Raw genomic sequence first — 16,491 nt, forward strand, 5'->3', positions numbered from 1 at the left:
AGATTTTCATAAGATGTAAATGATTTTCTTTTTCAAAGCTTTTAAACTTATAAATAACTAAAGTGTTTAAAAACTTTTGTCTCTTTTGCGGTAAACAAAAAAACGCACCGATTCGGTGCGTTTTTCAATTTCCTAAGAAAGGAAATTATTTTTTCTCTGTAGATCTCTGTAAAACTTCGTCTACCATTCCATAACCTTTTGCTTCCTCAGAAGTCATCCAGTAATCCCTGTCAGAAGATTTCTCTACCCATTCGTAAGTCTGCCCTGAATGGTGACCAATGATTTCGTAAAGCTCCTGCTTCAATTTCAACATTTCTCTCAAGTTGATCTCCATATCTGAAGCTACTCCTTGAGCACCTCCTGAAGGCTGGTGAATCATTACTCTTGAATGCTTAAGCGCGGAACGCTTTCCTTTTTCTCCTGCCACAAGTAAAACCGCTCCCATTGAAGCTGCCATTCCTGTACAGATTGTAGCTACATCCGGCTTGATGATCTGCATCGTGTCATAGATTCCTAAACCTGCATAAACGCTTCCTCCGGGAGAGTTGATGTAGATCTGAATGTCTTTCGAAGGATCTGCACTTTCCAGGAATAAAAGCTGTGCCGTTACGATGTTGGCAACCTGATCATCAATTCCGGTTCCTAAGAAGATAATTCTATCCATCATCAGACGCGAAAATACGTCCATCTGTGCAACGTTTAATCTTCTTTCTTCCATGATATACGGCGTAAGGTTTGTTGGGCCGTACATTCCCATATACTGATCGGTAACCAGACCGCTGTTTCCTAAATGTTTTACAGAGAAATCTCTGAAGTCTTTTTTAATGTCCATATTTCTATTATGTATTATTAAATATTTTTTTCAAAGTTTAAATTACAACTTTTATTCCTAAAATTTTATAGGACTTTTTGTCACAGAACTCCTATCTGATCATAATATTATGTCTGTAAATTTATCGTTTCCTATCAACGTAGATTCCTTTGATCGGTGAATATTCAATAATATTGCTCAATCTGATAGAAACCTGTTTCAGAAGGGTGATCTTTTTAATCAGTTCATAATATTTTGTTTCGTCGGTGCCCCTGTATTCATCCAGTTGTCGTGCCGTTTCTTTAATCAGATAATCAATATACCTGTATTTATGGAGCAAAACGTCACCTTGCACCTGTTCTGCTATTTTGTCGCCGTAATTGGGAGGATAAATGTTTCTGGAACCCCAGTTCTCCAATTCGTCAGGAGGCATCAGAGCATCCACTACTTTGGTGGTGATCTCTTCATCCATGAACGTCACGAAAAAGTTCCCGCTTCTCAGCTCATCTTTCTGAATACCTTCCTTTACCTGATCAATGATAATTTCATTACCTTTTACTAAAAAGCTGTACTGCTCTTCTTCAAAATGCATCAGGATTTCTTCAATAACCGTAATCTGGTATTCCTCATTTTTTTCATTGGTCCTGTTCAGAACGATATCACCGAACATCAGCATATGATCCACAAGCTTGCTTTCCATAAACAGAACATCGTACAGATAAGGATCTTCCTTTTCCTCATTCAAAGGTACAATCTCCAGTTTTGGCTGAACTTTTTCTTTCTGTTGCTGAACATGCTGATGCTGGTTCTGTGTGATCTGTTTCTGAACATCAAGCTCGTTGAAAAGACTCTGCTCCGAAAGTCCGAATTTATTGGAAACCTCTTTAAGATAAACTTCTCTTTTTAAAGCATTCTGAACAAAACCTACAGATTTTACAATATCTCTGATGGCTTCAGCTTTTTTAATCGGGTCATTTCCGACTTCTCTTAAAAGGATTTCAGCTTTAAAATCAATAAAATCCTTCGCTTCATTTTCGATGAATTTTTCAACGTATTCCTGCGGATGTTTTCTGGAAAAGGAATCCGGGTCATCACCATCCGGAAACAGCAGGACACGGATGTTCATGCCTTCGGTAAGAAGCATATCGATACTTCTGAAGCTGGCTTTAATACCGGCATTGTCGCCGTCAAAAAGAATGGTTACATTTTCTGTAAGTCTTTTGATAAGCTTAATTTGCTCTGTTGTCAGAGATGTTCCGGAACTCGCCACTACATTCTCGATTCCGGCCATATGAAGGGCGATCACGTCCATATAACCTTCTACAAGGAGGCAGACATTTTTCCGTGAAATAGCCTGTTTACTCTGGTTTAATCCATAAAGTACATTGGACTTATGGTAAATTTCCGTTTCCGGAGAATTCAGATATTTAGCTGTCTTGACATTATTCTTAAGAATTCTGGCTCCGAAACCCAAAACTCTTCCCGAAAAACTGTGAATCGGAAAAATAACCCTTTCCCGGAAACGGTCGATCCCGGAAGGTGTATTTTCAGGGAATATGGATAGTCCTGATTTTTCAAGGATTTCCTTTGTATAGCCTTTTTCTTCAGCATAAACTGTAAAGGCATTTTTCTTTTCCGGTGAATATCCCAGTTGGAATTTTTTAATGATATCATCCTTAAGCTCACGCTCTCTGAAGTAAGCCAGACCAATGCTTTTTCCTTCCTCCGAATCCCAAAGAATATCCTGATAATAAGTATTGGCAACTTCATGAATTTTATACAGCTGATCTTTTTCTGTCTGTGCGTGTTTTGCTTCTTCAGAAAATTCCCGCTGATCTTCTTCAATCTCGATCCCATATTTCTTAGCGGCATGACGAAGGGCCTCAGGATAAGTGAAATTTTCGATCTCCATCAGGAAAGAGATGGCTGTTCCTCCTTTTCCTGTTGAGAAATCTTTCCAGATCTGCTTACTTGGCGAAACAACGAAACTTGGAGATTTTTCCTCATGAAAAGGACTGAGTCCTTTGAAATTAGACCCTGCTCTTTTCAGCTGAACGTATTCTCCCACTATTTCTTCTACCCGTATCGTTGAGAAAATTTTATCTATGGTCTGTTTGGAAATCATGATGTAAAATTAAGAAATTAGTTTTTCAATCTTAAATTTAAATTTTCAAAAAAGCCATAATTTTCTGTCAAAACCTTATTTTTGATGTTTTATATTTAGATGAAATCTTGATACTTTCAATGACCAGCGATTACAAAACATTTAATATCTATAAACCTTCTGAAAACTTTGTCTGGACAAGATCGAGGATCATTTGGGGATTAGTGATCATTCCATTGATATGTATTTTTTTTGTATTGCACATTTTAAAAATCCCTGAAAAACAGATTCCTGGTTGGCTAAGGCAGGGTATTTTTGCTCCGATGCTAACTGGTTTTTTAGGATATTTAATAAGTATATGGCTACCGGAAGAACTAAAAGGTAAAATCAAAGGAAAACTTATCTTTGAAAAAGAAAAAATAACCATTGATCAGGAAATATTCCTTATCAAAGATTTAAAGTATGTTGAAATCGTCCAAAATGATCATAAAGGCCGCTATATTTTCAGCAATGCTTTTGACGGAATGTTTTCGCAAGGCTGTAATAATACACTTAAAATAAGACTTTTAAATAATCTGGAAAAAAAATGTTTCTTTCAGATTAATCATCCGCGGGAACTTTTGCAAATATCAAATCAGCTAAATATTTATATAGAAAACGGCTTACTCACCAAAGAAGCAAGAAACAGCACATTAAACTATAATGGGAATGGATTTTAAAATCAATACAATAGAAGACTGGCAGGAAGTTGTCGATAAGATTATTCCTGATTTAAAGCATAATATCCTTCTTTTAAAAGGAAACCTTGGCGCAGGTAAAACAACATTCACACAGTTTCTTCTTAAAAAACTGGGAAGCAATGATGAAGTCAACTCTCCTACTTATTCTATTGTCAACGAATACAATACACCGGAAGGAAAGATTTATCATTTTGATCTTTACCGTTTAAAAAACATTGAAGAAGTGTACGACATTGGTATTGAGGAATACCTGGATAATGCTTTTCTATGCATCATAGAATGGCCTGAAGTATATGAAGAAGAGCTCTACGGGCTTAACTACCACACAATGAGCATCGTGAATACCGGAGATCAAAGAGAAGTTTCATTCGAGTAAATATTATGTATCTTTGCTTATTAATTCATAGTAAAATAACAACCTGTAAGACCTAATTTAATTTAAGAATGAGTACTACAAATATTTTTACTCCTTTCACTGAAGAAGAATTGATGCCGAAGGAAGAAAAGTTGGAGGTTATTAAGAAAGGAAAGCAGTTCAGCATTGGAATTCCTAAGGAAACCTGTCTCAACGAAAGGAGAACATGCATTACTCCGGATGCGGTACAGGTATTGGTAGAACATGGCCATGAGCTTATTATAGAAGCAGGTGCCGGGGAAGGTTCTTTTTTTACAGATCTTCAGTATTCAGAGTCCGGGGCAAAAATCACCAATGACCCTAAAGAAGCTTTCGGACAGGATCTTATCTTAAAGGTCAATCCTCCTACAGAAGAAGAAATAAACTATATGAAGCCTAATACTTATCTGGTTTCAGCACTTCAGATCAATCTTAGAGACAAAGATTATTTCTTAAAACTTGCGGAGAGAAAAATCAATGCCATTGCTTTTGAATTTATCGTAGATGAGTATAAACAGCTGGCTTTGGTAAGACTGATCGGTGAAATTGCAGGTACAGTTTCTATTTTGTACGCGTCAGAACTTCTTGCTTTGTCAAACGGTTTAATGCTGGGGGGCATCACAGGGGTAAGACCTGCAGAAGTTGTTATATTAGGAGCCGGCATCGTAGGCGAATTTGCTACAAAAGCAGCTATAGGGCTTGGAGCCAGTGTAAGGGTTTTTGACAATTCGCTTTCAAAGTTGAGAAGACTTCATACTTTAGTAGACAGCCGTGTTCCGACTTCCATTATTGATCCGAAAGAATTAAGCAAAGCTTTAAGGCGTGCAGACGTTGTCATCGGTGCCCTTCCAAGATTGAATATGACCCCCATCGTTACCGAAGAAATGGTAGCGAAAATGAAAAAAGGCAGCGTTATCATTGATATTACGATAGACAACGGCAAAGTGATCGAAACTTCCGAGCTTACGACCATGGATGATCCTTATGTTATCAAACACGGCGTAATCCACTGTGGGCTCCCTAACCTTACGTCCAGAATGCCAAGGACGACTACAAAAGCGATCTCCAATTTCTTTCTCTCGTATATTCTGAATTATGATGAAGAAGGTGGTTTCGAAAATATGCTGATCCGCAAAAATGAAATGAAGCAGAGTTTGTACATGTATAAAGGAAGACATACCAAAAAAGTAATCTGCGACCGTTTCGGGCTTACATACCACGATATCAATCTTTTAATTTTCTAATGAAAAAAGCTAAATTCTTTTTAATAGGCCTGATTCCAGGGCTGATTCTTGTATTTTTTATTCTAAATAAAAAAGGGGCAAGCTGCAGCGGATATCTTCCCAACAGCCGTGTAATTGCAGAAACCCTGTCTAAAGAATTCAAGTATTCCGAAGACGTTAAAAACGGAATGAGTATTTATAAAATTGATGAAAAATTTATAAAAGACAGCATCATTACCAAAGGAAAAGTAGATTTCGACAAAAGCCACGCACAGAAAAAGCCTTGTCCTGACTATGTTTTAACCTATCCTGAGAAGAATCCTTCTTATGAGATTACTTTTGAAAAGTGTGAGGAAACGGTAACATTGAATTCTTTGAAAAAATTGAAGTAAAAAATTTATTTAAACATTAAGAATTTAAATGTCCTTTTTGTTAAATTAAACTGAATATTTTTATGGAAGGCAATTACTACATGATCCACGATTATCTGATATTTATTGGAGTTTTTGCTATTTTCTTTCTGCTTACGGTCAGTATTTATCTGTTCAGCCAAAACAGCAGAATTAAACAGAAAAATATCCGCCTTTCTGAAACCAATAAAATCATTGAACAGAAACTGAATGAAGTTCAGCTGGAGCATATCGGTACAAAACTGAATCCCCATCTGTTTAAAAATATTCTTAATTCCGTGCAGTCGCATGCCTACCAAACCTATATGTCTCTGGATAAACTTGCCAATGTTCTGGATTATATTCTGTACAAAAGCAGTAATAAATTTGTCAGCCCCAAGGAGGAGTTAAATTTTGCGCTGAGCCTTATTGAGATCAATAAAATAAAGATCAATCCTCTTTTTGATTTCAGGATCAAATCAAAGATCAACAAATCTGATGCGGTATATGAAGAAAAAGTCTTTGCCCCACTGATTTCAGTTGATCTTATCGAAAATGCCTTTAAACATACTGACTTTCTAGCCCAGGATTCCTTTATCTCGATCTATCTGGAGCTTGAAAACAGAATTTTTACCATGAGAGTAAGCAACAAAGCCTCACTAAAGAATATTCTTGAAAAAGAAAACAGTGGTTTTGGAAGCCAATCTCTGGATCAGAGGCTTAAAATGATCTACAGCAATAACTATCAGCTGGAAAAAAGTTCAAAAAACGGTATATTCACAGCAGAATTACAAATTAATTTAGGAGAATTCTATGATAAAATGCGTTATTCTCGATGATGAATTGCTGGCGATTAGCTATTTAAAGCTTCTATGTGAACAGATTGAAAACGTAGAAGTGGTAAAAGCATTTAATGATCCTAAAGTTTTCCTGAATGAAATAAACGAAATCGACTGCAATCTCTGCATCCTTGATATTGAAATGCCCGGAATGACAGGACTTCAGGTAGCAGAGCTCATTTCCGGTTCCAAAAAGATCATTTTCACAACCGCCTATAAAGAATATGCAGCAGAAGCTTTTGACCTGAATGTGGTAGATTACGTCAGAAAACCCATCAAAAAAGAAAGGCTGATCCAGGCCTTCGAAAAAGCAAAAGATCTGGTAGCTATTCCTCATAAAAAACACATCATCGAATGGAACACCAATATCGGCCGGACTATGATTTTTACCGAGCAGATCGCTTATATTAAAACATCGGAGATAGACAGCCGCGACAAAGACATTATCCTGAATGACGGAACTACGATTGTTCTTAAAAACCTTAATTTTAAAAACCTTCTGGAGATGCTTCCCTCAAAAGATTTCGCACAGGTTAATAAAAAGGAAATTATCGCTCTGTCTTCCATAAAAGTATTCTCTACCAGCGAAATTATTACCACGATCCAGCCTGATGGAGACCATTTCCTTAAGCTTCAGATTGGAGAAGCTTATAAACAGGCATTAATGGAACTCTTCGGAAAATAGATCTTTCAGGCCTTAAGGTTTCAAGCCAAAAAAACAGAAGCTTCATTACATTCTTTTCTTTTCCATTAGTGATACAGCTATTTTTGTTTCTGATTAAATATGCACCCGGAAAAATTAGATCCGGACACGGCTGTTCTTCCACAGATTTTATTACATTTTTTAGAACATTGATTACATTTTAAAAAGAACCGTTTTTAACATCAATATATTCTCATCAACTTTGCATTAAAATATTAGGAATCATGAATTGGGGAAAATACAGAAATTTAATTTTTTACATCGTAACAATAGCTTTTTTTTCCTGCCTGATGTACTTGTTTATTATAGAAGGACAGACGCTGGAGATCAAAGAGAATATAGTCACAAAAACCAACACAGGTTCTACCTGGGAAAATTTTCAGGAATCTTTTAAAACGAATCTTCATCACCCGCTGGCACTTCTTCTGGCGCAGATCGTCACTATTATCCTTGTTGCAAGGCTTTTCGGGTGGATCTGCATGAAAATTAAACAACCAACGGTAATTGGAGAAATGATCGCAGGAATTGTTTTAGGTCCTTCATTGCTGGGTATGTATTTCCCTGAATTTTCAGCTTTTCTTTTTCCGAAAGAATCTTTAGGTAATTTACAGTTCTTGAGCCAGATAGGCCTTATCCTATTTATGTACATTGTTGGGATGGAGCTTGATCTTAGTGTATTGAGAAAAAAAGCACATGATGCAGTGGTTATTAGCCATGCCAGTATCATCATCCCTTTTGCGCTGGGTATCGGGCTTTCTTATTTTGTGTATCAGGAATTTGCACCGGAAGGCATACAGTTTACATCATTTGCCCTGTTCATAGCAATTTCAATGAGTATCACTGCATTTCCTGTACTTGCCAGGATTGTTCAGGAGAGAAATCTTCAGAAAACCAAACTGGGAACAATCGTTATTACCTGTGCAGCGGCAGATGATATTACGGCATGGTGTATTCTTGCAGCTGTTATTGCCATTGTAAAGGCAGGCTCTTTCGCCAGTTCTATCTATGTGATCATTATGGCTGTGGCTTATGTCTTTTTAATGATCAAAATTGTAAGACCGTTTCTAAAAAGGATCGGGGACCTTCAGGCAGGCAAAAACACCATTAGCAAACCAATGGTCGCTATTTTCTTCCTGACACTTATCCTTTCTGCTTATGCAACTGAAGTAATTGGTATTCACGCCCTATTCGGAGCTTTTATGGCTGGTGCTATCATGCCGGAAAATGCAAAATTCCGTACCCTTTTTATTGATAAGGTAGAGGATGTAGCCTTAGTCCTTCTGCTTCCACTGTTTTTTGTGTTTACAGGACTCCGGACTCAGATCGGGCTTCTGAATGACAGCCATTTGTGGATAACTGCAGGATTTATCATTTTAACAGCTGTTATTGGGAAATTTATAGGAAGTGCACTCACAGCGCGGTTCGTGGGCATCAACTGGAAAGAAAGCTTAACGATCGGTGCTCTGATGAATACCAGAGGATTAATGGAACTTATTGTCCTGAACATTGGATATGACCTGGGAGTATTAAGCCCGGAGATCTTTGCCATGCTGGTGATCATGGCTTTATTCACCACTTTTATGACAGGACCGGCTTTAGACTTTATTAATTTTATTTTTAGATCTAAAAAAAGTTCTGATGAAGATACTTCCAATAATAACGATTCAAAATACCGTGTACTGCTTTCCTTTGATAAGCCTGAATCCGGAAGTACGCTGCTGAAGCTTGCCCATGATTTTACCAACAAAATGAACGGCAACAAAAGCATCACGGCCATGAATATTGCTCCTGTAGATGAAATGCATGCTTATGATATCAATGAATATGAAGATGCACAGTTTAAAAATGTTATTGAAACGTCTCACGAACTGAAGCTTGAGGTCACTACCCTTTTTAAAGCTTCCACAGATATTGAAAGCGACCTTGCAGGTATTTCAAATAAAGGAAATTATGACCTTCTTCTGATTATGCTGGGAAAATCCATGTATGAAGGAAGCTTACTCGGAAGGCTGCTTGGATTCACAACAAAAATCATCAACCCGGAAAAATTACTGAACACGGTAAAAGGCAAAGGAAACATTTTCAACAATTCTCCTTTTGACGATTTTACCCTTCAGATCCTCGATAAGACCAATATTCCGGTAGGAGTTCTGGTAGAAAAAGATTTTAAATCCGCAGATAAAGTATTTATCCCTATGTTCAACCTCAGTGATTTTTACCTGCTTGAATACGCCAAAAGGCTGATCAATAATAATTCCCAGATTATCATTCTGGATGCTGCCGGACAGATTCGCAATAATATTGAGGTAAAAGAACTGATCAGAAGCATTGAACAGGTAGCCCCTAATCATATCACTTTATACAACGAGAAAAAAATAGAAAAAGAATTCCTAGCTTCTCAGGATCTGATGCTAGTCAGCAGCAAAAGCTGGAAAAATCTGATCGACAGTAAGAGTCTTTGGCTGTCTGATATTCCTTCAACCTTAATTATTTCTAATCCATAAAAGATTAAAAATTTAAATCTCATCATGAAAAAAATAAGTCTCGTGTGTTTTGGCCTTTTAATCTTCGCAGGCTGTAAAAAAGAGTCAAAAAAAACAATGAATGAAGTTATAATCACTAAAAAAGACAGTGTTTATGCTAAAGCAGCCGTTACAGAAAATATACCTGCTTCTCAACTTAAGGAAATCCCAGCGCAGAAAGAATGCACCGAAAAACAAGTTGAGTATGAAACCGAACAGGTATGTATCTTTAAAAATGCCGATATTGACGAAGTTTACCAGAGAACAATAAAAGATAACGAAGTAGAAAAAGCAGAGCTGCTATTGTCCGATCTTCCCAAACAAAATATAACAAAAGAAATCAATCAGGACGGACTGATTTCCATAAGCTATACGGTTAGTTCTAAAAAAACTGAAATTGAATTTGTGTTTGCGGGCGGTGTTACCACTTTAAGCCTGGAACAGCAGAATACGGATGTTAAAAGAGTAATTATACACAGTGCAGATTAGTATCGATAATAATTTAAGCCAAAATATTCTGAGTTTCAAAAATATTTTATACCTTCGCTTTGTGAATTTCAATAACGGAACATATTATTATAGAATTTTTAACTCAGATCAGGGCTAGGGATTCTTATGAACATAACTTAAAAACCTCGTCCTGGGACGGGGTTTTTTATTTTTAAAAATTTAAAAGATGAAAATAAGTATTATTGGCACGGGATTAATCGGAGGCTCAATGGCTTTAAAATTAAAGGAAAAAGGCATTGCAGATTTCATCTACGGAATCGACAATAATCAGCAGCATATTATGGAAGCACTGAGCCTTAATATTATCGATGCTGGTACGGATCTCGAATATGGAGTTAAAAATGCAGACTTCATCATCATTGCTGTTCCTGTAGATGCGGCCAGAAAACTGCTTCCGGAGGTTTTGAACCTTATATCGGACAAACAGACTGTTATGGATGCCGGATCAACTAAAGCAGGAATTGTAAATGCTGTCAAAGATCATCCGAAACGCTCCAGGTTTGTGGCATTTCACCCGATGTGGGGTACAGAAAACAATGGCCCCGGATCTGCCGTTTCCGAAAGTTTTTCAGGAAAAGCAGGAGTAATATGCAATAAAGAAGAATCTGCGCCTGATGCGCTTCAACTGGTGGAAAAAGTGGCAGAAAATCTTGATATGCACCTGATCTATATGAATGCGGAAGCTCATGATATTCATACTGCTTATATTTCACATATTTCACATATTACCTCTTATGCGCTGGCCAATACCGTTCTGGAAAAAGAACGTGAAGAGGAGACCATTTTCCAGCTTGCCAGTTCCGGTTTTTCCAGTACTGTACGTCTCGCAAAATCCCATCCTGAAATGTGGGTACCTATCTTTAAACAAAACAAGGAAAATGTTCTGGATGTTCTGAATGAGCACATCACCCAGCTCCGAAAATTCAAGGCTGCACTGGAAAAAGAAAATTATGAATATCTTGAGGAACTGATCAGCAATGCCAACAGGATCAGAGGTATTTTAAGATAACAAAGCCGTTTTACTTTTTACTTATTGCAAGTAATGTACAGGAAGCATATTGTATTACTTTCCTGAACGAAATGTCCTTGTTTTCCTTACTATATATCACAGAAAATCTACTTTGTTTGCCTTTGCGATAAGAATATAATTAAAAAAATCCTTAGATTATTTTCTAAGGATTTTATATGTAAAACAGTATCATTCTCTTTAACATTCAGGAACATTGACCGCAATGGCAAGTCCGCCTTCTGAGGTTTCTTTAAAACGGTCACTCATGGATAAAGCTGTTTCCCACATAGTCTGAATTACTTCATCCAGTGTTACTTTTGCTTTTGCAGGGTCACTTTCCAGGGCAATATTAGCCGCTGTGATCGCTTTCATGGCACCCATTGTATTTCTTTCAATGCAAGGGATCTGTACAAGTCCTTTGATCGGGTCACAGGTAAGTCCCAGGTGATGTTCCATGGCTATTTCTGCCGCCATCAATACCTGGCCAATACTTCCGCCTAAGATCTCTGTGAGTCCTGCTGCTGCCATTGCTGATGAAACTCCGATCTCAGCCTGGCATCCGCCCATTGCAGCCGAAATCGTAGCATTTTTCTTGAACAGGGTTCCAATTTCTCCGGCTACCAGTAAAAACCTTACGATATCATCTTCGCTTATAAATTCGGTAAACGCCTGCGAATACATCAAAACTGCAGGAATAACACCACTGGCACCATTGGTAGGCGCTGTAATGATCCTTCCGAAACTTGCGTTTTCTTCGTTCACTGCCAGCGCAAAACACGCAATCCATTTATTGATATTGGTGAAATTCTCTTCTGCATCAACTACCAGCTTAAACCATTCATCGATATTTTTATAGATCTTGTCTCCTAGAAGCTTTCTGTTGATTCCTGCAGCCCTTCTGGTCACATTTAAGCCGCCGGGAAGGATGCCTTCTTTATTCACTCCTTTGTAGATACATTCTTTAATATTCTTCCAGATATTCAGTGCTTCCTGTCTCGTTTCTTCCTGGGATCTCCAGCTTTCCTCATTAATCAGGATCAGGTCAGAAAACCTTTTAAATCCTAACTTTTCACAGTATTTTACAATATCCGAACCATGATGGCAGGGATACAGGGTTCGCACACAGTGTTTTTCTATAGAATTCTTTTCCTGGCTTGCAATAAAACCTCCTCCTACAGAATAAAAATCCTGAACGAGTTCGGTTCCATCTTCAAAAATAGCCTTAAAAATCATTCCGTTAGGATGAAAATCAAGGGATTTCTGCATATTTAAAACCAGGTGATAGCCGTAAACAAAAGGAATTTCTTTTTCTCCTCCCAGATTAATAATCTGGTCTTTTTTGATTTTCTCTATTTTTTCATCAATTTTTGAAGTATTGATGGTTTTAAAATCTTCACCATTCAGCCCAAGCATTCCGGCAATATCCGTTCCGTGCCCAATTCCGGTTTTAGCTAAAGAGCCAAAAAATTCAAGGAAAACTTCTTTCACTTCCTCGATTGATCTTTCCCTTTTTATAATTCTGATAAATGCAGAAGCTGCATTCCAGGGTCCCATCGTGTGCGAACTGGACGGGCCTATTCCTACTTTAATAATCTCAAAAACCGATATTGATTCCATAAATCATTGCTCATTTTCCTCTGTAAACAAAGATACGTGATAAATCCCAATAAAAGCATTCCGGGACTAGAATTATGCTTCCCATATCATGAGATGTCTTATAAATGAGTATTTTTGTAAATTAGCTGACACAGTGTTCTCCTAACCTGTCCTTTAAGTATTCTCTCCTAATAGTTTTGAATGGAAACATTAATTAAGAACATTTTACAGCATGTCAGACTAAGTCCGGAAGAAATTATCATTTTTAAAAATTTCTGGACAGAAAAAACATTGAAAAAAGGCGAATTTCTTTTAAGAAACGGAGAAATCTGCCGTTATGACAGCTATATTGTTTCAGGTGTTTTAAAAGCCTTTTGTATTAATTCAGAAAACGGAAATGAAGAGATTCTTTTTTTAGCTATTGACCATTGGTGGGCAACCGATATCTCCAGCTTTTCAAAACAAAAAGCTTCTATTTACAATATACAGGCTGTAGAAAACACAAGTCTCTTACAGATCAGCCATCAGTCTTTTCAAAAAATGCTGCAGGAAATTCCTTCCCTGGAAAGATACTTCAGAATTATTTTAGAAGGCTATCTGGGAACTCTTGAAAAGAGGATTGTTTTTAACAATATGTACAAAGCTGAGCAGAAATATTATGATTTTCTGGATACCTATCCGGATATTGTCTCCAGGGTTCCTCAATATTTAATTGCATCCTATTTAGGAGTCTCAGCCGAATTTATAAGCAGAATCCGGAAAAAAAATAAATCCTCTTGAACTAGATCAATTTTTAAGGAATGAATAATCAGGAACTTTGTTGTTATAAAATTCATCATAATGAAAGTACTGATTATTAATGCAAGTGTAAGAAATGAAAGGTCGTACAGCCGAAAACTGACACAACTTTTTGTTGAAAACTGGAAAACGAAATATCCCTCAGCTGTATTTACGTACAGAGAAGCGGGGATTGAAACTATTCCCCATATTAACGAACCCTGGATTGCAGGAGCATTTAAAAAGCCGTCAGACAGGACCGAAGAAAACCAAAAGGCATTACAGCTAAGCAATGAGCTGGTACAGGAGCTCAAAGAACATGATATTTATGTCATTGGAACTCCAATGTATAACTGGACTGTTCCAAGTGGGCTAAAAGCTTATATAGACCAGGTAATGCGGATTAATGAAACCTGGAAATTCAGGTCAGGGGCTCCTGATGGCGACTACGTAGGTTTGCTTGAAAACAAAAAAGCATTTATATTATCTTCCAGGGGCGATACAGGATATGGAGAAAATGAAAAAAACGGACACATCAATTTTCAAACCACCTATCTGAAACACATTTTCGGCATCATGGGAGTCAAGGATATTACCATTTTTTCATTGGATAATGAAGAGTTTGGGGGTGAAGTGTTTGAAAATTCAAAAAACAAAATTTTCAACGCCATCCAATCCATTGAATGAGGTCGGGAAAAAATCCTTCTGAATATTTGCAAACAGGGCATTCGGCTTTACTTCCCGTGCCCTGTTTTTCTTTAACAATCATCACTTGAAACTTTCTTCATGTTGGGAAATATCGAGCCCAACGGATTCTGCTGCTTCGGAAACCCTGAGGGTAATTATGGAATCTGTAATTTTATACAAGAGCAGTGAGCCAAAGAATGTAAAAACTGAAACAAGCACCAGAGCAGCCATATGATGGGCGAAAACTTCAATACCTCCATGAAGGAGGCTGGCATTTTCACCATGGGCAAATACAGCGGTCAGGATCATTCCCATAATTCCCCCTACTCCATGACAGGCAAAGACATCGAGGGTATCATCTATTTTTTTCAAAGCTTTCCAGTTTACCATAAGATTAGATACAATAGCGGCTGCAAATCCTATAAAAAGACTTTCCGGAATACTGACAAAACCACAACCTGGGGTAATGGCCACCAGTCCTACTACAGCGCCAATGCAGGCTCCTAATGCAGAAACGCTTCTCCCATTGATCCGGTCAAAAAATATCCAGGTCATCATAGCAGAAGCAGAAGCAATGGTGGTGGTGCCAAAAGCCATTGCGGCAGAAGCATTTGCACTCAGAGCAGATCCGGCATTAAAGCCAAACCATCCGAACCATAACATTCCTGTTCCTAAAAGGACATAAGGAATATTGGAAGGCTCATGATGTGGATTTTTCCTGTTTCCAAGGACCATAGCTCCAGCTAAAGCTGCAAAACCAGCACTCATATGAACTACAGTTCCACCTGCAAAGTCTTTTACTCCAAAAAATTTATTCAGAAGTCCGTCAGGATGCCATACCATATGGCAAAGCGGCGTATAGATAAAAATGCTGAAAAGTACCATGAATAGCAGATAAGAGATAAAACGTACACGCTCAGCGAAAGAGCCTGTGATAAGTGCAGGAGTAATAACGGCAAATTTCATCTGAAAAAGAGCAAAAAGGACAAAAGGAATGGTGGAAGCCATTATTTTGTGAGGTAAGACTCCCACACGGCTGAAGAATGGATAACTTAAAGGATTTCCGATGATTCCGTAATGCACGCCATTGATTTCAAAGCCTAATGAATCCCCAAAAGATAAGGAAAACCCGACAACCACCCATAAAATAGAAATAACACCCAGAGCAATGAAACTCTGCAGCATGGTGGAGATCACATTTTTCTTGCCAACCATTCCTCCATAAAAGAATGACAGTCCGGGGGTCATCAGCAGTACAAGTCCCGCTGCGGCAAGAATCCATGCAACATCAGCTCCTACGATCTTATCTTCACTGAGAAAATCTCCAGTGTTGGGAAAATCAATGCTAGGACTCCAAAATAATCCTCCGAATGCCACAAGAGTAATAATCGAGAATGAAACGATCCATTTTAAACCAACTTTCATAAAATTTATATTTAACCCTATCAAAATTAAATATAAATTTTATAAAAACATATATTTTAAAAAAATAACCCCTAAAAAATTACGCCCAAGCTAAAACACATCCAATTTCAAATAAAAACCTCTTTTAAAATTTGAGACACTTCTTTATATTTTGTAGCTGGAAAAAGATGGGTCCCTCCTTTGATCACATAATCAGGTTTTGAATATTTAATAGGAAAAACGATGTCTTTATCTCCCAATATCTGAATAACCTCCGGAGTTTCTTCGAACTTCCACTCGGAAACTTTCTCTACAGACCATTTGAGGTAATAAGGATCTCTGACCCTAAAATATTGAAGGATCTTAGGATTTTTGGGATCAAAAAATTTTCTGACTACAGAATATACATTGGCAGCTTTGTCATTAAACATGCCAACAGGAAGTATTCTTGGAATTTTTGTGATCTCCCCGGTCCTGATAAATTTAGATTTTTCTTTATCTGATTTTATGCTTCCCATGATGACCACTTTCTGGGCAGGCTTCAGCTTATTGATCTCCTGTACCAAAATACCGCCAAAAGAATACCCCAGCAGACAGAATGGTTCGGAATCATCTACTTTTTCCGCCATTCTTTGGACATAGGAATGAAAGGGCTCATTTTTTTCAGGAATGAGCCAGTCTATAAAAATTAACTCACAGTTCTCGGGAAATTCCAGTCTTTCCAATACTTTAAAATCGGCTCCGAGACCGCTAATTATATAAATTTTCATAGTACTAATTTAT

General features: G+C 37.5%; 16 protein-coding genes. 11 read left to right on the forward strand and 5 right to left on the reverse strand.

Annotation, left to right across the window (positions count from 1 at the left end; all coding sequences use genetic code 11):
* Nucleotides 1-145: 145 nt before the first annotated feature.
* Together clpP and dnaG are read right to left on the reverse strand one after the other, a co-directional pair.
* Nucleotides 146-832 (reverse strand): ATP-dependent Clp endopeptidase proteolytic subunit ClpP, encoded by a 687-nt coding sequence (clpP, locus tag J2T03_RS07310; protein ID WP_047487818.1) that lies wholly within the window; start codon nucleotides 830-832, stop codon nucleotides 146-148.
* A gap of 121 nt (nucleotides 833-953) precedes the next feature.
* On the reverse strand, nucleotides 954-2,936 hold the full coding sequence (dnaG, locus tag J2T03_RS07315; protein WP_306844513.1) for a DNA primase: 1,983 nt from the start codon (nucleotides 2,934-2,936) through the stop codon (nucleotides 954-956).
* A 119-nt stretch (nucleotides 2,937-3,055) separates the two neighbouring features.
* Here dnaG and J2T03_RS07320 point away from each other — a divergent pair, with 119 nt between their 5' ends.
* The 9 genes from J2T03_RS07320 to J2T03_RS07360 all read left to right on the forward strand — a co-directional run bounded on the left by J2T03_RS07320 (nucleotide 3,056) and on the right by J2T03_RS07360 (nucleotide 11,244).
* On the forward strand, nucleotides 3,056-3,634 hold the full coding sequence (locus J2T03_RS07320; protein WP_307210334.1) for a hypothetical protein: 579 nt from the start codon (nucleotides 3,056-3,058) through the stop codon (nucleotides 3,632-3,634).
* A complete protein-coding gene (gene tsaE / locus J2T03_RS07325) occupies nucleotides 3,624-4,031 on the forward strand; it encodes a tRNA (adenosine(37)-N6)-threonylcarbamoyltransferase complex ATPase subunit type 1 TsaE (RefSeq protein ID WP_306844509.1) in 408 nt (135 codons plus the stop codon). The genes J2T03_RS07320 and tsaE overlap by 11 nt, the downstream gene beginning before the upstream one ends.
* Nucleotides 4,032-4,099: 68 nt before the next feature.
* Nucleotides 4,100-5,293 carry an alanine dehydrogenase gene (locus J2T03_RS07330; protein WP_306844507.1) on the forward strand — a complete coding sequence of 398 codons (1,194 nt, stop codon included), beginning with the start codon at nucleotides 4,100-4,102 and terminating at the stop codon, nucleotides 5,291-5,293.
* The gene (locus J2T03_RS07335) at nucleotides 5,293-5,664 is read left to right on the forward strand and encodes a hypothetical protein (protein ID WP_307210337.1); all 372 of its coding nucleotides are present in this window, start codon (nucleotides 5,293-5,295) and stop codon (nucleotides 5,662-5,664) included. Before J2T03_RS07330 ends, J2T03_RS07335 begins: the two co-directional genes overlap by 1 nt.
* Nucleotides 5,665-5,726: 62 nt before the next feature.
* Nucleotides 5,727-6,500, forward strand: a complete 774-nt coding sequence (locus J2T03_RS07340) for a histidine kinase (RefSeq protein ID WP_306844503.1) — start codon at nucleotides 5,727-5,729, stop codon at nucleotides 6,498-6,500.
* Complete coding sequence (locus J2T03_RS07345; RefSeq protein WP_306844502.1) at nucleotides 6,475-7,185, forward strand: LytR/AlgR family response regulator transcription factor; 711 nt, start codon at nucleotides 6,475-6,477, stop codon at nucleotides 7,183-7,185. Before J2T03_RS07340 ends, J2T03_RS07345 begins: the two co-directional genes overlap by 26 nt.
* 242 nt (nucleotides 7,186-7,427) lie before the next feature.
* Entirely contained in the window at nucleotides 7,428-9,707 is a 2,280-nt protein-coding gene (locus J2T03_RS07350; protein WP_307210339.1) for a cation:proton antiporter, read from the forward strand.
* Nucleotides 9,708-9,803: 96 nt separating this feature from the next.
* Nucleotides 9,804-10,214 (forward strand): hypothetical protein, encoded by a 411-nt coding sequence (locus tag J2T03_RS07355; RefSeq protein ID WP_307210342.1) that lies wholly within the window; start codon nucleotides 9,804-9,806, stop codon nucleotides 10,212-10,214.
* A gap of 187 nt (nucleotides 10,215-10,401) precedes the next feature.
* Entirely contained in the window at nucleotides 10,402-11,244 is an 843-nt protein-coding gene (locus J2T03_RS07360) for a prephenate dehydrogenase (RefSeq protein ID WP_306844497.1), read from the forward strand.
* A gap of 198 nt (nucleotides 11,245-11,442) precedes the next feature.
* Here J2T03_RS07360 and J2T03_RS07365 read toward each other — a convergent pair whose 3' ends face one another.
* Nucleotides 11,443-12,861 carry an L-serine ammonia-lyase gene (locus tag J2T03_RS07365; protein ID WP_307210346.1) on the reverse strand — a complete coding sequence of 473 codons (1,419 nt, stop codon included), beginning with the start codon at nucleotides 12,859-12,861 and terminating at the stop codon, nucleotides 11,443-11,445.
* A 180-nt stretch (nucleotides 12,862-13,041) separates the two neighbouring features.
* On the opposite strand from J2T03_RS07365, the gene J2T03_RS07370 reads away from it, so the two are divergent.
* Entirely contained in the window at nucleotides 13,042-13,620 is a 579-nt protein-coding gene (locus J2T03_RS07370) for a Crp/Fnr family transcriptional regulator (protein WP_307210349.1), read from the forward strand.
* Between the two features lie 60 nt (nucleotides 13,621-13,680).
* The gene (locus J2T03_RS07375) at nucleotides 13,681-14,304 is read left to right on the forward strand and encodes an FMN-dependent NADH-azoreductase (protein ID WP_306844491.1); all 624 of its coding nucleotides are present in this window, start codon (nucleotides 13,681-13,683) and stop codon (nucleotides 14,302-14,304) included.
* 81 nt (nucleotides 14,305-14,385) lie between these two features.
* On the opposite strand, the gene J2T03_RS07380 is transcribed toward J2T03_RS07375, so the two are convergent.
* Nucleotides 14,386-15,729: an ammonium transporter gene (locus J2T03_RS07380; RefSeq protein WP_307210351.1), complete on the reverse strand. Its 1,344-nt coding sequence runs from the start codon at nucleotides 15,727-15,729 to the stop codon at nucleotides 14,386-14,388.
* A 107-nt stretch (nucleotides 15,730-15,836) separates the two neighbouring features.
* On the reverse strand, nucleotides 15,837-16,478 hold the full coding sequence (locus J2T03_RS07385; RefSeq protein WP_306844487.1) for an alpha/beta hydrolase: 642 nt from the start codon (nucleotides 16,476-16,478) through the stop codon (nucleotides 15,837-15,839).
* Nucleotides 16,479-16,491: the final 13 nt, after the last annotated feature.

It is taken from the genome of Chryseobacterium lathyri, from assembly GCF_030812195.1.
Taxonomy (GTDB): domain Bacteria; phylum Bacteroidota; class Bacteroidia; order Flavobacteriales; family Weeksellaceae; genus Chryseobacterium; species Chryseobacterium lathyri_A.

Coding starts and splice junctions, on each gene's coding strand:
- J2T03_RS07330 (WP_306844507.1), top strand. CDS start 4,100: ATGAGTACTACAAATATTTTTACTCCTTTCACTGAAGAAGAATTGATG.
- dnaG (WP_306844513.1), bottom strand. CDS start 2,936: ATGATTTCCAAACAGACCATAGATAAAATTTTCTCAACGATACGGGTA.
- J2T03_RS07345 (WP_306844502.1), top strand. CDS start 6,475: ATGATAAAATGCGTTATTCTCGATGATGAATTGCTGGCGATTAGCTAT.
- J2T03_RS07360 (WP_306844497.1), top strand. CDS start 10,402: ATGAAAATAAGTATTATTGGCACGGGATTAATCGGAGGCTCAATGGCT.
- J2T03_RS07370 (WP_307210349.1), top strand. CDS start 13,042: ATGGAAACATTAATTAAGAACATTTTACAGCATGTCAGACTAAGTCCG.
- J2T03_RS07375 (WP_306844491.1), top strand. CDS start 13,681: ATGAAAGTACTGATTATTAATGCAAGTGTAAGAAATGAAAGGTCGTAC.
- J2T03_RS07380 (WP_307210351.1), bottom strand. CDS start 15,729: ATGAAAGTTGGTTTAAAATGGATCGTTTCATTCTCGATTATTACTCTT.
- J2T03_RS07320 (WP_307210334.1), top strand. CDS start 3,056: ATGACCAGCGATTACAAAACATTTAATATCTATAAACCTTCTGAAAAC.
- clpP (WP_047487818.1), bottom strand. CDS start 832: ATGGACATTAAAAAAGACTTCAGAGATTTCTCTGTAAAACATTTAGGA.
- J2T03_RS07385 (WP_306844487.1), bottom strand. CDS start 16,478: ATGAAAATTTATATAATTAGCGGTCTCGGAGCCGATTTTAAAGTATTG.
- J2T03_RS07365 (WP_307210346.1), bottom strand. CDS start 12,861: ATGGAATCAATATCGGTTTTTGAGATTATTAAAGTAGGAATAGGCCCG.
- J2T03_RS07350 (WP_307210339.1), top strand. CDS start 7,428: ATGAATTGGGGAAAATACAGAAATTTAATTTTTTACATCGTAACAATA.
- J2T03_RS07340 (WP_306844503.1), top strand. CDS start 5,727: ATGGAAGGCAATTACTACATGATCCACGATTATCTGATATTTATTGGA.
- J2T03_RS07335 (WP_307210337.1), top strand. CDS start 5,293: ATGAAAAAAGCTAAATTCTTTTTAATAGGCCTGATTCCAGGGCTGATT.
- tsaE (WP_306844509.1), top strand. CDS start 3,624: ATGGATTTTAAAATCAATACAATAGAAGACTGGCAGGAAGTTGTCGAT.
- J2T03_RS07355 (WP_307210342.1), top strand. CDS start 9,804: ATGAATGAAGTTATAATCACTAAAAAAGACAGTGTTTATGCTAAAGCA.